The sequence below is a fragment of the Photobacterium gaetbulicola genome (assembly GCF_003025515.1).
In the GTDB taxonomy this organism is placed as follows: Bacteria; Pseudomonadota; Gammaproteobacteria; order Enterobacterales; family Vibrionaceae; genus Photobacterium; species Photobacterium gaetbulicola.
Window position 1 is genome coordinate 24,679 of record NZ_PYME01000042.1, and the last position, 14,504, is coordinate 39,182.

Consider the following 14,504-nt stretch of genomic DNA (forward strand, 5'->3'; position numbering starts at 1 on the left):
TTTCCGTGCAACAGGCAAGAAATCGCTATAGAATCCGCCTCGCAGACACCTCCCCCCATCCCCGTTGTTGAGATAAAGACAATGACATTAACCTTAAAACAGAAACTCATTGGCGCCAGCCTTTTTGCAGTTGTCGTCATGGCAACCGCCCTGACCTGGCTCGCGGCCGACCAACTCTCTGACCAAACCCGTCAGGGCATCTATGCCCGTGCCGAAAGCCTGGCCCAGGCCGCCAACGAAGGGATCGCCGACTGGGTTCAGATCCGTCGTGATATTGCCCGGGCTTTCAATGATTACAGCACCGAACAGAATATGGTGCCTTACCTGCAGCAGGCCCGTAAAGCAGGCGGATTCGATGATATCTTCTTCGGCACACCGGCCGGGGACATGTTCCGCTCCCACCCGGAACGTAACCGTGCCGACTACGATCCCCGTACCCGCCCTTGGTACCGCGATGCCGTCAGTGCCAACCGCCAAATCGTCACCACGGCCTACCGTGATGCGATCACCAACGCCTTGCTGATCACCATTGCCGAACCGGTACGAAACAACGGTAGCCTAAGCGGTGTCGTCGGGGCCGACGTACTGATCGACCAGCTGGTGAATGACGTGATCAACCTGGATGTCGGCCAAAACGCCTACGCCATGCTGATCAACCGACAAGACAACACTTTTCTTGCCCATCCTGATGAGTCTTTGATCCTCCAGCCAATCAACCGCTTCAGCAGCGAGCTGAACATGGCCCTTATCGACGAAGCCGCCCGCACAGGCAGCATTGAAATGGCCACCATTAAAGGCAAGGAGAAACTGCTGTACTTCGCCTCAGTGCCGGGGACAGATTGGGTGCTTGGCCTCGAGATGGACCGCGCGACGGAAGAAGCGAGCCACACCACCCTGCTGCGCCAGCTGATCATCACTTCTGTCGTGATCACCCTGATTGTGGTAGCGATTGCTGCGACACTGGTTGGCTACCTGTTCCGCGATCTGGCTCGAGTTTCCGAAGCCCTGGCTGAAATCGCCACCGGCGAGGGTGATTTGACCCAGCGTCTGGAGCCGCGCAGCGACGATGAAGTCGGCCAGCTCGCGCACAACTTCAACCGCTTCGTGGGCAACATGCATACCATGGTGTGCAAGCTTAACGATGTCTCGAACTCTTTGACCCAGCAGGCACACATTACCGCCTCACAGGCAGAAGAGCGCAGCACCCGTATCCAGCACCAGCAAGACGAAATCAACATGGTCGCTACCGCCATCAACGAGATGGCCGCAGCCACTCAGGAGATTGCCGGTAATGCCGACAACACGGCCCGCACTGCCGGTGAGACGGTAGAAGTGTCTGATCACGGTGCGACCCAGGTCGGCCAGAGCCAGCACTCAATCACCAGCCTGGCCACTGAAGTCGATACCGCCACTGGCGTGATCAGCGAACTGAATAACCATGCCCAGAGCATCAACACGATTCTGTCTACTATTCAGGGAATTGCCGAGCAAACCAACCTGCTGGCCCTCAATGCCGCGATCGAAGCGGCCCGTGCCGGCGAGCAAGGCCGAGGCTTTGCCGTGGTTGCCGATGAAGTCCGTGTCCTGAGCCAACGCACCCATGCATCGACGCAGGAAATCCAGCAGATGATCGAGACCCTGCAGCAGACCACCGGCAAAGCGGTGGGGATCATGGAAGACAGCCGCAAGCTGGCGGAAACCAGTGTCGATGATGCCAACTCGGCGTCGGCCAGCCTGTCGCAGATCAACAGTGCGGTGACCAACATCAGCGACATGGCAACCCAGATTGCCTCGGCGGCGGAAGAGCAGTCTTCGGTCACCTCGGAGATCACCCGTAATACCGAAGGGATCCGTGATGTGTCCAACGAGCTTGCTGTCGAGGCCAGCGAGGCTGCCAAGCAAGCCGCTGAGCTGTCAGAGCTGTCCTTCCAGCTGCAGCAGGAAATCAGCCGCTTCAAGCTCTAGGTTCTAGGTTCTAGGTTCTAGGTTCTAGGTTCTAGGTTCTAGGAACTGAAATCAACAAGGCTTGCCAAATGGCAAGCCTTGTTTCGTTCTAACCCTCGGCAAGCAGGCTATAGCAGCTTGAAAACAATCGCAGATACGGCCAACAGCCCCATCCCCAATATAAAGAAGGTACTCAGTTTACCCCGGTGTGCTTTCAACGCGTCAACCTTGTAGACCGCCAGCATTGGCATCACAAACAGGATCAGTGCAATAACCGGCCCTGATAAGGCTTCCATCATGCCCAAGATACTTGGGTTCATAATCGCCGCCAGCCAGATAGCGAAAAACATAAATGCAATGCCCAGCCGGTCTATTGTCGCCGGAGCCATCTTGGTTTGCTTCTGCAACATCCCGTTCAGACTCTCACGGGCTCCCATGAAGTGTCCCAGAAACGATGATGAGATAGCGATAAAAGCGATCACCGGGCCAAGGGAAATAATAAATGGACTGTCGTGAACATTCGCCAGATATGACAGGACAGAGACATTTTGCGCCTTCGCTTGTTGCAGCTGTTCGGGGCTGAGACTCAACACGCAAGAAAACACAAAGAAAAGCACAAACGAGATCAGCATCACCGAGGTACGTTTGAGGATCTGTTCTGATTTTGGCACCGCTTGCTGGCCATAATGACGACGCTGCACATTCGCAAAACTAGAAATGGCTGCGGCATGACTGAACGCGAAGACCGTCACGGGTATTGCCAACCATACCGTCACGGAAAAACGGCCCAATTCAGGTACTGCTTGCAAATCAGGCATTTGCCAATTGGGAACGAGATACAACGACAGGCCCGCCAGTATTGCCGCAAGCGGATAGACAATCACCTCAAAGGCTTTCAACATCACTTTTTCGCCAGCCATCATAATAGCAATCATGGCAAACACTAAAACACCAGACAGCACAACCCGCGAAGGCTCATCTCCTCCGAGCTGGTTGACGAGAAAACTGTTGACCGTATTCGTCAATCCCACGCCATAGATCAACAAAATAGGAAAGATAGACAGGAAATAGAGCATTGAAATCAGGCGACCGGCACGCGCACCAAAATGCTCTTCAACGACATCGGTAAAGTCGGCATTTTCTTTTGCCGAAGACAAAACAAAACGCGCCAAGCCGCGATGGGCGAGAAACGTCATTGGGCCCGCGAGCAAGGCCATGATCACCAGAGACCAGAAACCGCCAGCCCCAATATTAATCGGTAAAAATAAAATACCGGCCCCCACCGCGGTACCGAATAAACTGAGCATCCAGCTCGTATCGTGTTTATTCCAACGGGAAGCCCCAGCCTCTGTATGGCTCAGAGGTATTTCTTGAGATAATGACACGCAACACCCTACACTTACAAAATTTTACTCGGCGCTGAGTATACCTTTACAAAATAAAACACTCACAATAAGAGCGGAAAACATCTCACTCCATACCCGGAAAACCACCAGCCAGATAAACCCGCATCACCTCATTTAGACTGTTGAGAATACTGCTAAATACAAACTATGCAGATTAATCCACTAAATTTTTACCCATTTCGATTTTTTCTATTATAAGCAACAAGCTTTATAGTAAAAAAAACGGCCCGGCAGGTAAGCTGCCGGGCCGTTATTAGTTAAATCAAAGCAAACTGTTACTTAATATCAATCTCTTCAAAACCTTTTACGAGATCATCAAGTTGCTTCAGCTGAGCGAGGAAAGGCTCTAGCTTGTCCAGCGGGAAGGCCGATGGGCCGTCACAACGTGCTTGATCCGGATTCGGGTGCGCTTCCATGAACAGGCCTGCAATCTTGGTTGCCAGGCCAGAGCGCGCCAAATCCACCGTTTGCTCACGACGGCCACCCGAAGCGGCACCGTTTGGATCGCGGCACTGTAGGGCGTGGGTCACGTCAAAGATGATCGGGCTGCCGTTAGACGCCTTCTTCATCACATCGAAGCCCAGCATATCAACCACTAGGTTGTCATAGCCGTGCAGCACGCCACGCTCACACAGGATAATATTCTCGTTGTCGCACTCCGCGAATTTCTCAACGATGTTACCTACCTGGCCCGGGCTCATGAACTGAGGTTTCTTCACGTTGATCACCGCGCCGGTTTTCGCCATCGCCTGGACCAAGTCAGTCTGGCGAGCCAAGAACGCTGGCAACTGGATCACGTCAACCACATCGGCAACCGGCTGAGCCTGGTATTGCTCGTGGATATCCGTGATGATCTTCACGCCGAAGGTATCTTTCAACTCCTGGAAAATCTTCAGGCCTTCTTCCATCCCCGGACCGCGGTACGAGTGGACAGAAGAACGGTTTGCCTTGTCGAAAGAAGCTTTGAAGACATAAGGAATGCCTAGCTTGTCTGTCACTTCAACGTACTTTTCACAGATCTGCATCGCCAAATCACGTGATTCCAGTACGTTCATACCGCCGAATAGGACAAACGGCTTATCGTTGGCAACCTCGATATCACCAACGCGAACAACTTTCTGTTCCATCATCTTCTCTCTTAATTTTTAATGAGCCCAGCCCCGCGCCAATTAGTGCAGGGTCAACGGCTCTTTGTTGAGTTCTTTGACCTGAAGCTTCAGCAGCTCGGCAGCTGGGTCTTCAGGGCATTGCTCGATAAAATACTCGTAATCCAGCGCAGCGGCATGGCTGCACTCTAGCTGCTGGTAAATATAGCCGCGATCGCGGATTTCGTGTGGGTCCCCCGGACGAAAAGCCCCCAGCACAACATCACTGCAGCGCAGCGCTTCGGTAAACAGCCCCTCACGCAGCAATGCACTCTTCATCACGGTTAGCCAGCGAGCCAAAATATCGTAATTACCGGCCGTAGCAAAATACTCGCTACGCAATTCGGAAAACGGCCCCTTGTGGCCTTTCAGCCAAGCCGCCATCACGTGCTTACTCAGGTACTCGCCATCAAACGGGTTGATGAACTGGGGATCACTGCCGTACCACTCTACCTTGAGGACAAACTGGGTTGGGAAGCCCACGGCACGGACCGGCAAGTCCAACCGGTGCGCCAGAAACAGAAACAGGGCCCCCAGGGTGACCGGGATCCCTTTCTTGCGCTCGAGCACCTTATCGAGAAACACGTTGTCCGATGAGAAGTATTGCTCGTGATCGCCAATAAAGCCCCATTCGCGGTAGAACAGGCGCAATAGGCCTTCAAGCCGCAGGTAACTATCCGGTTCATCCATCAAGGCGTGTTCGGCCTCTTGGGCAAGGCGCTCCAACTGGACGCTGACCCAGCCCGCAGGGAAATGCGGATCTACCGCCTCAGTCATCGCAACCGCGCCATCCACCAGCGGCATCTGCTCCAGTTCTTGTTCGGTAAAGCGTAACATGGTTATCCTAGGAAAGAGGTTTTGGTCATGGCAATCTTGGCAGCAGCCATAACCCAGCCCAGCGAGCCGAAGAAGGCAAAAGTCTTAAAGACCTTGTTCGATCCCAGCTTGAGGGTGAAATAGCCAAGGGCAATATACGCCAGCACACAGCTGAGCTTTTGCGTCATCCAGCCGCCAGCCGCGGTAAACGGCACAAAACCAGTAATGACAATCAGGACCACACCAGTTAGCAATAAGACGGTATCCACCACATGCGGGGTGATCTTAAGGAATTTTTTCTCGTTCAGGGTCGAGTTAGCCATCATCAAGCAGTAGCGCAAGATAAACAGTGTCACGCTCAGCGCGATAGCCAGCATATGTAGGTGTTTTACAGCGGTATACATTGTTATTGTCTCTCTATCCTTGCCAGCGGCCCATGGTCACACGATCCAGGCCGGCATAGTCCTGTGCTGTGGCGACCTCATGGTAACCCAGCGCTTCTAAGATACCACGCACAGCCGAACCTTGCTCGTAGCCGTGCTCCATCAGCAGCCAGCCGCCCGCTTTGAGGTGCTGCCGGCCCTGCTCACTGATCACTTGAATATCCGCCAAGCCATGATCCTCGGCCACCAAGGCACTCTTCGGCTCGAACCGGACATCGCCCTGCTCGAGGTGGGGATCAGCCTTGTCAATGTAAGGCGGGTTGCTGACAATGACCGCAAAACGCTCCTGCTCGGCCAAAGGGCTATACCAGCTTCCAGAAAGAAAACGGGCATTGGCAATGTGCAGGTTGGTGCGGTTTTCCTCGGCCAGAGCGGCAGCTTCGGGGCGCAGATCTATACCAGTAACGGAAACATCACGTCGTTCAGAGGCTATTGCCAGCGCAATGGCACCGGTACCGGTCCCCAGATCCAGCACCTTGCAAGTATCGGCCGGCAACTTGTCCAGCGCCAGCTCGACCAGTCTTTCGGTATCCGGACGTGGGATCAGGGTGTGGGGGGCCACTTTGAGCGGCAGCGACCAAAATTCACGCTGACCGACAATGTAAGCCACCGGCTCGCCGGTCAGGCGTCTTGCCAGCAGGGCTTCAAACGCGGCCAGCTGATCAGCCTCCAGCTCTTTCTCGGGCCAAGTCAGCAGGTAGCTGCGGGGTTTGCCGAGCACATGGCATAGCAGGACAGCAGCATCGATGTGCGGGCTGTCCGAGCCCGCCTCACTCAATGCCGTCGCCGCCAGCTTCAGCTGGGCGTCTATCGACAGGCTCATTAGTTCTGCTCGGCCATTGCCGCAAGCTGATCGGCCTGGTGCTCCTGCAGAACAGGCTGGATCAAGCTGTCCATATCCCCTTCCATCACTTCGTTCAGACGGTAGATAGTCAGGTTGATACGGTGGTCAGACACACGGCCCTGCGGGTAGTTGTAGGTACGGATACGGTCAGAGCGATCGCCCGAGCCCAGCAGGTTACGGCGGGTGCTTGCCTCTTCGGCATGGCGCTTCTCTTCTTCGGCCTGGATAATGCGAGCAGCCAACACAGACATCGCCTTGGCTTTGTTCTTGTGCTGCGAGCGCTCATCCTGACATTCCACCACGATACCGGTTGGCAGGTGGGTAATACGAATTGCAGAGTCAGTGGTGTTAACGTGCTGACCACCGGCACCGGACGCACGGAACGTATCGATTTTCAGATCGCCGGCATTAATTTCTGGGATTTCCGCTTCTGGGATTTCCGGCAGTACGGCTACCGTACAGGCAGATGTGTGGACACGGCCTTGAGATTCTGTCGCCGGGACGCGCTGTACGCGGTGGCCGCCTGACTCGAATTTCAGCGTACCGTATACAGCCTCGCCGCTGATTTTCGCGATCATTTCCTTGTAGCCACCGTGCTCGGCATCGTTGGCACTCATCACTTCTACGCGCCAGCCGCGTGATTCGGCAAATTTGCTGTACATGCGGAACAGGTCACCGGCAAAGATACCAGCCTCGTCACCGCCGGCACCGGCACGGATTTCCACGAAGCAGTTGCGCTCGTCGTTTGGATCTTTGGGGATCAGCAGAACCTGAAGCTCATCTTCAAGGCGGATGATCTCAGCTTTCGCTTCCTTGACTTCCTCCTGCGCCATCTCACGCATGTCAGGATCGTCTTCGTTGGCCATCTCTTCAGCAGTTGCCAAGTCTTCCTTGGCTTGCTGGTAGGCCTGGAAGCATTGGGTTACTTCCTCCAGCTGTGAATATTCACGGGATAGCGCACGGAACTTGTCCTGGTTGCCAATGACCTCTGGATCGCTTAGCAAATGCTGGACTTCTTCATAACGCTCAACCAGCGTTTCTAATTTCACTAAAATTGAAGGTTTCATATAGATTTCTACTGTATTCCACTAAAGGCAGGGAAGGTTTCCCTGCCAGGATTAATTCTTGGCGGTATCTAGCCCGAGCGTCTCGCGGATCATGGCCAGCTTCTCTGGCTCGCCCTCTTTGGCTGCCTGCTGCATGGCACGGGTAGGCGCATGGATAAGCTTGTTGGTCAGCTTGTTGCTGAGTTCCACCAGGAGTTTCTCTGGATCGCCCCCGTTGGCCAGTGCCTGCAGACTGCGTGTCAGCAAGTCAGACTTGAGCTCTTCAGCTTGGCAGCGGTACTGGCGGATGCTGTCGACGGCTTCCAGCGAGCGCAGCCAGCTCATGAACGCCGCACTTTCCTCGCTGACAATCGCTTCGGCCTGTATAGCCGCCACTTTACGCTGTTCACGGTTTTTCTCAACAATACTGTGTAAATCATCAACAGAGTAAAGGTATGCATCGCTAAGTTCACCCACTTCCTGCTCGATATCACGCGGGACGGCGATATCGACCAACAGCATCGGCTGATGGCGGCGGGCCTTGATCGCCTTCTCGACCATGCCCTTGCCGATGATCGGTAGCGGACTGGCCGTTGAGCTGATCACAATATCCGCTCGGTGAAGATGCTCGGGGATTTCCGGCAGGCTGATCACCTCGGCCCCGAATTCCCGGGCAAGGTTCTCTGCCCGCTCTTTGGTCCGGTTGGCCACGATCAGCCGGTTACAGCCCTGCTCAACCAGATGGCGGGAGACGAGTTCTATGGTTTCGCCGGCGCCGACCAACAGCACGGTGGCTTGTTCGAGAGACTCGAAAATCTGTTTCGCCAGGGTGCAGGCGGCAAAGGCCACTGAGACGGCATTGCCACCGATGTCGGTCTCGGTACGTACCCGCTTGGCCACGGTGAAGGTTTTGTGGAACAGCTTCTCCAGCATCCCCTGAACAACCTGGTTATCCCTGGCATCGGAATAGGACTGCTTGACCTGACCGAGGATCTGCGGCTCGCCCAACACCAACGAGTCAAGCCCACAAGATACCCGCATCAAATGACGGACAGCGGCCTGCTCTTCGTGAAAATACAGGCTGGGCATCAGCTCTTCGGTACTGATCTGGTGAAATTTACTCAGCCAGTCAATCATCAGTCCTGGGCCTTGCTGCGCCACATCGCAATACAGCTCCGTGCGGTTGCAGGTCGAGACGATGACCCCACTGCGAACCTCTGGATGGTCTTCCAGTTGAGCCAGGGCCTGCTTCATCTTTTCAGGCGAAAACGCAACCCGTTCACGCAAGTCTACCGAGGCTGTTTTATGGTTTATTCCTAGTGCAAGCAATGTCATGGAGACGGTGTACCACTTCGCCGATGAAATAAGATTTAAGGGCGGATTTTACTTGATGCCCCCGCTTAATAAAAGAACGCAGATCGAATCTATGGGGCAATAATCCACATAAATTGGTAATCAATTATTGATAGGATAGGAAAAAAGAGTGATATCAACCTGTCTTTTTCCGAGAGAAGGAGTTGGAAATATTAAAGTTTTACCGCTATTGTTTGGCAACAATACTCAATGAAAAAGTGATAACGATGATGTCATCATTGCGACATGCCCGCCATCTTTTGAACCGCATTCCACCCAGAGCATCATGGTTCGCGCTCATTTTGACCCTGTTGGCTGGCTGTGCGACCCAACCGCCGCCAACCGTCCAAACCGACTGGGAAAGCCACCAGCAGGCCCTTCAGTCACTTTCCGACTATCAAGCCACAGGAAAACTCGGCTACAAGGGTAAGCAGCGATTCGGAGCGAACTTGTTGTGGCAAACCGCCCCGGGCCAGGACCACCTGTTGCTGACCAACTTTCTTGGCTCAACCTTACTCAAGCTGGATGCCACCCCTAGCCGGGTGACTCTGGTCGACAACACCGGCAAGACCCACCAAGGCAACAATGCCAGCGACTTGGTTTTCAGTCTGACCGGCATCAACCTGCCGGTCGAACAAATGCGTGATTGGCTCATCGGCCTGCCGACCGCCGCCGATACCTACCAGCTCAATAATGAGAACCGGGTGGGTTACCTTGCCAAACGCGTTGGCGATAAAATGTGGCAACTCGATTACAACGAGTACGACTACTCGGTCAGCCCGGCACTGCCCAAGCGCATGGTATTGAGCACCGCCGGCACCAGCATTACCCTTATTATCCACCAATGGTCCATTAACTAGAGTACGCTATGATCACCCGCACCACCCAATGGCCGGCCCCGGCCAAACTCAACCTGTTCCTCTACATCACTGGCCGCCGCGCGGATGGCTACCACGAGCTGCAAACCCTGTTTCAGTTTCTCGATCACAGCGATACCCTGACCATTACCGCCAATAGCAGTGACCACATTACCCTGTCGCCGGCTATCGCTGGCGTGAAAACCGAGGACAACCTCATTTACCGCGCAGCTGATGCCCTGCGCCAAAAGGCCGGTATCCGCGCCGGTGCCGAAATCCATATCGACAAGATCCTGCCGATGGGCGGGGGCCTTGGCGGCGGCTCATCCGATGCGGCCACCACCCTTGTGGCCCTCAATTACCTGTGGCAGACCAACCTGAGTACAGACGAGCTGGCCGATCTGGGTCTGGCACTCGGTGCCGATGTCCCAGTGTTTGTTCGCGGGGTGAGTGCGTTTGCCGAAGGCGTGGGCGAGCAATTGCAGCCGGCCAAGCCGCAAGAGAAATGGTATCTGGTTGTCAAACCGGAGGTAAATATTGCTACGGTCGATATTTTCACCGATCCGGGGCTAAAAAGGGACAGCAAAAAACGGTCTTTAAATGCACTGTTGGCAGGGGTTTACGAAAACGATTGCGAAAAAATCGTCAGATCACTGCACCCTGAGGTTGATAAGGCGCTTTCGTGGCTGTTAGAATACGCGCCGTCGAGATTGACCGGCACTGGCGCTTGCGTGTTTGCTGAATTTAGCACCCATGAAGCGGCCATTGCAACCCTGAATAAATTACCTGACTGGCTCCAAGGATTTGTCGCAAAAGGTGTCAACACATCTCCCCTTTTGACAGCCTTGAACGCACATTCTACGGATTGTCAGTAACTACAACTTGGACGCAACCTGAGGTTTCCACCGTGCCTGATATGAAGCTGTTTGCTGGTAACGCGACACCAGAACTAGCCCAACGCATTGCTGACCGTCTTTACATTTCTCTAGGAGACGCAACAGTTAACCGTTTTTCCGACGGTGAAGTCTGTGTTCAGATTAATGAAAACGTTCGTGGTAGCGACGTATTTATCATTCAATCTACTTGTGCGCCAACTAATGACAACCTAATGGAACTGGTTGTTATGATCGATGCGCTACGCCGTGCTTCTGCAGGCCGTATTACCGCTGTAATCCCTTACTTCGGTTACGCTCGCCAAGACCGCCGCGTCCGTTCTGCCCGTGTGCCAATCACGGCTAAAGTCGTTGCCGACTTCCTGTCAAACGTGGGTGTTGACCGCGTTCTGACTGTTGACCTTCACGCTGAACAAATCCAGGGCTTCTTCGATGTTCCTGTCGACAACGTGTTCGGTAGCCCAGTACTGCTAGAAGACATGCTAGCGAAGAACCTGGAAGATCCAGTCGTGGTTTCTCCAGACATCGGTGGTGTTGTTCGTGCCCGCGCTATCGCCAAGCTACTGGACGACACCGATATCGCCATCATCGACAAGCGTCGCCCACGTGCCAACGTTTCTCAGGTTATGCACCTGATCGGTGATGTTGAAGGCCGCGACTGCATCATTGTTGATGACATGATCGATACCGGCGGTACGCTATGTAAAGCGGCTGAAGCACTGAAAGAACGTGGTGCCAAGCGCGTATTCGCTTACGCAACGCACCCGGTATTCTCTGGTAACGCACCACAGAACATCCGTGAGTCTGTGATTGACGAAGTGATTGTCACTGACTCTATCCCACTAACTCAGGAAATCGTTGATACCGGCCGTGTCTCTGTGCTGACGCTATCCGGCATGCTGGCTGAAGCGATCCGTCGCATCAGCAACGAAGAGTCAATCTCGGCTATGTTCCAGCACTAATTCTGGACGCCCATGAGATCCAACGCCCCGCCTTGTGCGGGGCGTTTTTCGTTTAGATATCAATTTTGCCTATTTTGATATAACATAGCGCGCGATTTTACAGCCCCTAGACTTGAGAGATCAGTGTGAGTAACAATATTCGCCTACTTGTTGGCCTAGCAAACCCCGGAGCCGAATATGCCAGGACCCGTCACAATGCCGGTGCCTGGGTGGTAGAAGAGCTGGCCCGTATACACAATGTCAGCCTGCGCGAGGAAGCCAAGTACTTTGGCCAAACCGGCCGGATCCAGACCAATGGCCAGGATCTTCGCTTGTTGATCCCGTCTACCTACATGAACCTCTCGGGCAAGTCGGTCGCTGCACTGGCGAAGTTCTTCCAGATCAAGCCAGAAGAGATCATGGTTGCCCACGACGAGCTTGACCTGCCTCCGGGCGTGGCCAAGTTCAAGAAAGGTGGTGGTCACGGTGGCCACAACGGCCTGCGTGACATCATCAGCAAAATGGGCAATAACAAGGATTTCTACCGCTTGCGGATTGGCATCGGCCACCCGGGCGACAAGAACAAGGTAGCCGGCTTTGTCCTTGGCAAGGCACCTGCCAAAGAGCAGGAAAATATCGATGCCGCTGTGGATGAAGCAGTACGCTGTATGGATATTTTGCTCAAAGATGGCTTAAACAAAGCCCAAAATCGACTACATTCATTCAAAGCTGTCTAAGCCGAATCGTGTAGCCAATACTGAATTTATTTTTCGGCAGCGGGTCTGCCGGACTGTTTTACCGAACAATTACCAAAAGGGTTTCAAACCATGGGTTTTAAATGCGGAATCGTCGGCCTGCCTAACGTAGGTAAGTCCACTCTTTTCAACGCCCTGACCAAAGCAGGGATCGAGGCAGCGAACTTCCCGTTCTGTACTATCGAACCAAACACAGGCGTGGTGCCAGTGCCGGATCTGCGTCTTGATGCCCTGGCAGCGATCGTTAACCCTGAGCGTATCCTGCCGACAACGATGGAATTCGTTGATATCGCAGGCTTGGTTGCTGGTGCATCTAAAGGTGAAGGTCTGGGTAACAAGTTCCTGGCCAACATCCGTGAAACCGATGCTATCGGCCACGTTGTCCGTTGTTTCGAGAACGAAAACATCGTTCACGTAGCAGGTAAGATCCACCCGCTCGAGGATATCGAGGTGATCAACCTAGAGCTTGCTCTGGCTGATCTTGATACCTGTGAACGTGCTATCCAGCGCCAAGCCAAACGTGCCAAAGGCGGTGACAAAGATGCGAAGTTCGAAATCACTGTACTTGAAAAGATGCTGCCGACCCTGACTGAAGGCGGTATGGCGCGCTCGGTTGAACTGAGCAAAGAAGAGTTCGCAGCGATCAGCTACCTGAACTTCCTAACGCTCAAACCAACCATGTACATTGCCAACGTAAGCGAAGATGGCTTCGAAGACAACGAGTACCTGGACATGGTGCGCGAGCACGCGGCAAAAGAAAACGCTGTAGTCGTACCGGTATGTGCCGCTATCGAGTCGGAAATTGCTGAACTTGACGACGCTGACCGCGAAGAGTTCTTGGCTGATATGGGTATCGAAGAGCCAGGCCTTAACCGTGTGATCCGCTCTGGCTACGAGTTGCTAAACCTACAGACTTACTTCACCGCCGGTGTGAAGGAAGTACGTGCTTGGACTATCCCTGTGGGTGCAACCGCTCCTCAGGCAGCAGGTAAGATCCATACTGACTTCGAGAAAGGCTTCATCCGTGCTGAAGTGGTTGGTTACGATAACTTCATCGAGTTCAACGGTGAGAACGGCGCAAAAGAAGCTGGCAAATGGCGTTTGGAAGGTAAAGACTACATCGTTAAAGACGGTGATGTGGTTCACTTCCGCTTCAACGTTTAACAGAGTCCGAAGCTTTATCCAGCATCCAAAAGCCAGCCTTCGTGCTGGCTTTCTTTTTATCAGCCAGGCAACAAATCCCCCCCGACGACTCGCTGTCGGTTTACCCTTTTCACACGCGCTAAAACACATAAAAGCAATTGTTTAGCACGGCAAACGCCCAGTTCGTCCAAATAAGCACCGAACAAGCGGGTTTTTTCAAGATATTCAAAAAAACTGTTGACGCTATTGGCTGGTATGAGCATAATGCGCCCCGTTCCCGACACAGCGGCCAGTCAGGCAAGCTGCTAGGAAAACAACAAGATGGCTACGTAGCTCAGTTGGTTAGAGCACATCACTCATAATGATGGGGTCACAGGTTCGAATCCCGTCGTAGCCACCATTCTCCCCCTCGGGCGAGAAACAATTTGTGCGGAAGTGGCGAAATTGGTAGACGCACCAGATTTAGGTTCTGGCGCCGCAAGGTGTGAGAGTTCAAGTCTCTCCTTCCGCACCATTATTCTTCAGTTAAGCTTTTTAGCTTGATTGAATGCAAGTCTCTGCAAAGAGCACCTGCAGGTCTATCGCCAAGCGGTAAGGCAACGGGTTTTGATCCCGTCATTCCCTGGTTCGAATCCAGGTAGACCTGCCATCTTTACAAGGTTGTGGATTACTAGTATAGTCGGCAACCCATGTTGGCTACGTAGCTCAGTTGGTTAGAGCACATCACTCATAATGATGGGGTCACAGGTTCGAATCCCGTCGTAGCCACCATTCTCTCCCTCGGGCGAGAAACAATTTGTGCGGAAGTGGCGAAATTGGTAGACGCACCAGATTTAGGTTCTGGCGCCGCAAGGTGTGAGAGTTCAAGTCTCTCCTTCCGCACCATTATTCTTCAGTTAAGCTTTTTAGCTTGATTGA

At 53.5% G+C, this 14,504-nt stretch carries 13 protein-coding genes and 5 tRNA genes; 11 read left to right on the forward strand and 7 right to left on the reverse strand.

All coding sequences use genetic code 11. The features are described from left to right. Window positions 1-81: 81 nt before the first annotated feature. The gene (locus tag C9J03_RS24630) at window positions 82-1,965 is read left to right on the forward strand and encodes a methyl-accepting chemotaxis protein (RefSeq protein WP_044622649.1); all 1,884 of its coding nucleotides are present in this window, start codon (window positions 82-84) and stop codon (window positions 1,963-1,965) included. A 107-nt stretch (window positions 1,966-2,072) separates the two neighbouring features. Here C9J03_RS24630 and C9J03_RS24635 read toward each other — a convergent pair whose 3' ends face one another. From C9J03_RS24635 to hemA, 7 genes are all read right to left on the reverse strand, one after another. Continuing rightward, entirely contained in the window at window positions 2,073-3,329 is a 1,257-nt protein-coding gene (locus C9J03_RS24635; RefSeq protein ID WP_044622648.1) for an aromatic amino acid transport family protein, read from the reverse strand. 296 nt (window positions 3,330-3,625) lie between these two features. Continuing rightward, window positions 3,626-4,480 carry a 3-deoxy-8-phosphooctulonate synthase gene (gene kdsA, locus C9J03_RS24640; RefSeq protein WP_039458900.1) on the reverse strand — a complete coding sequence of 285 codons (855 nt, stop codon included), beginning with the start codon at window positions 4,478-4,480 and terminating at the stop codon, window positions 3,626-3,628. 39 nt (window positions 4,481-4,519) lie between these two features. Then, entirely contained in the window at window positions 4,520-5,332 is an 813-nt protein-coding gene (locus C9J03_RS24645; protein ID WP_044622647.1) for a SirB1 family protein, read from the reverse strand. A 2-nt stretch (window positions 5,333-5,334) separates the two neighbouring features. Next, window positions 5,335-5,715 carry a SirB2 family protein gene (locus C9J03_RS24650; RefSeq protein ID WP_039458893.1) on the reverse strand — a complete coding sequence of 127 codons (381 nt, stop codon included), beginning with the start codon at window positions 5,713-5,715 and terminating at the stop codon, window positions 5,335-5,337. A gap of 13 nt (window positions 5,716-5,728) precedes the next feature. Further along, on the reverse strand, window positions 5,729-6,577 hold the full coding sequence (gene prmC / locus C9J03_RS24655; protein WP_044622646.1) for a peptide chain release factor N(5)-glutamine methyltransferase: 849 nt from the start codon (window positions 6,575-6,577) through the stop codon (window positions 5,729-5,731). Continuing rightward, window positions 6,577-7,665 carry a peptide chain release factor 1 gene (prfA, locus tag C9J03_RS24660; protein WP_044622645.1) on the reverse strand — a complete coding sequence of 363 codons (1,089 nt, stop codon included), beginning with the start codon at window positions 7,663-7,665 and terminating at the stop codon, window positions 6,577-6,579. Before prfA ends, prmC begins: the two co-directional genes overlap by 1 nt. 51 nt (window positions 7,666-7,716) lie before the next feature. Beyond that, window positions 7,717-8,979 carry a glutamyl-tRNA reductase gene (gene hemA, locus C9J03_RS24665; RefSeq protein WP_044622644.1) on the reverse strand — a complete coding sequence of 421 codons (1,263 nt, stop codon included), beginning with the start codon at window positions 8,977-8,979 and terminating at the stop codon, window positions 7,717-7,719. 245 nt (window positions 8,980-9,224) lie between these two features. Between hemA and lolB the strand changes: the two genes are divergently transcribed. From lolB to C9J03_RS24715, 10 genes are all read left to right on the forward strand, one after another. Next, complete coding sequence (lolB, locus tag C9J03_RS24670; protein ID WP_231580707.1) at window positions 9,225-9,857, forward strand: lipoprotein insertase outer membrane protein LolB; 633 nt, start codon at window positions 9,225-9,227, stop codon at window positions 9,855-9,857. 8 nt (window positions 9,858-9,865) lie between these two features. After that, a complete protein-coding gene (gene ispE, locus C9J03_RS24675; RefSeq protein ID WP_044622643.1) occupies window positions 9,866-10,729 on the forward strand; it encodes a 4-(cytidine 5'-diphospho)-2-C-methyl-D-erythritol kinase in 864 nt (287 codons plus the stop codon). 32 nt (window positions 10,730-10,761) lie between these two features. Then, window positions 10,762-11,709, forward strand: coding sequence for a ribose-phosphate pyrophosphokinase (locus tag C9J03_RS24680; RefSeq protein WP_039458877.1), 948 nt, complete (start codon window positions 10,762-10,764; stop codon window positions 11,707-11,709). 125 nt (window positions 11,710-11,834) lie between these two features. Further along, a complete protein-coding gene (gene pth / locus C9J03_RS24685; protein ID WP_044622642.1) occupies window positions 11,835-12,425 on the forward strand; it encodes an aminoacyl-tRNA hydrolase in 591 nt (196 codons plus the stop codon). Between the two features lie 90 nt (window positions 12,426-12,515). Beyond that, entirely contained in the window at window positions 12,516-13,607 is a 1,092-nt protein-coding gene (gene ychF / locus C9J03_RS24690; RefSeq protein ID WP_039458871.1) for a redox-regulated ATPase YchF, read from the forward strand. Window positions 13,608-13,909: 302 nt separating this feature from the next. Beyond that, a tRNA-Met gene (locus C9J03_RS24695) sits at window positions 13,910-13,986 on the forward strand. 29 nt (window positions 13,987-14,015) lie between these two features. Next, window positions 14,016-14,100 (forward strand) — tRNA-Leu (locus C9J03_RS24700). A 60-nt stretch (window positions 14,101-14,160) separates the two neighbouring features. Beyond that, a tRNA-Gln gene (locus C9J03_RS24705) sits at window positions 14,161-14,235 on the forward strand. Window positions 14,236-14,280: 45 nt separating this feature from the next. Then, window positions 14,281-14,357, forward strand: a tRNA-Met gene (locus C9J03_RS24710). A 29-nt stretch (window positions 14,358-14,386) separates the two neighbouring features. Continuing rightward, window positions 14,387-14,471: transfer RNA gene (locus C9J03_RS24715), tRNA-Leu, on the forward strand. Window positions 14,472-14,504: the final 33 nt, after the last annotated feature.

Bases quoted from the DNA above. Each gene is read 5' to 3' on its own strand.
- C9J03_RS24630 (WP_044622649.1), top strand. From the start codon at position 82: ATGACATTAACCTTAAAACAGAAACTCATTGGCGCCAGCCTTTTTGCA.
- hemA (WP_044622644.1), bottom strand. From the start codon at position 8,979: ATGACATTGCTTGCACTAGGAATAAACCATAAAACAGCCTCGGTAGAC.
- prmC (WP_044622646.1), bottom strand. From the start codon at position 6,577: ATGAGCCTGTCGATAGACGCCCAGCTGAAGCTGGCGGCGACGGCATTG.
- prfA (WP_044622645.1), bottom strand. From the start codon at position 7,665: ATGAAACCTTCAATTTTAGTGAAATTAGAAACGCTGGTTGAGCGTTAT.
- ispE (WP_044622643.1), top strand. From the start codon at position 9,866: ATGATCACCCGCACCACCCAATGGCCGGCCCCGGCCAAACTCAACCTG.
- C9J03_RS24650 (WP_039458893.1), bottom strand. From the start codon at position 5,715: ATGTATACCGCTGTAAAACACCTACATATGCTGGCTATCGCGCTGAGC.
- C9J03_RS24645 (WP_044622647.1), bottom strand. From the start codon at position 5,332: ATGTTACGCTTTACCGAACAAGAACTGGAGCAGATGCCGCTGGTGGAT.
- ychF (WP_039458871.1), top strand. From the start codon at position 12,516: ATGGGTTTTAAATGCGGAATCGTCGGCCTGCCTAACGTAGGTAAGTCC.
- lolB (WP_231580707.1), top strand. From the start codon at position 9,225: ATGATGTCATCATTGCGACATGCCCGCCATCTTTTGAACCGCATTCCA.
- kdsA (WP_039458900.1), bottom strand. From the start codon at position 4,480: ATGATGGAACAGAAAGTTGTTCGCGTTGGTGATATCGAGGTTGCCAAC.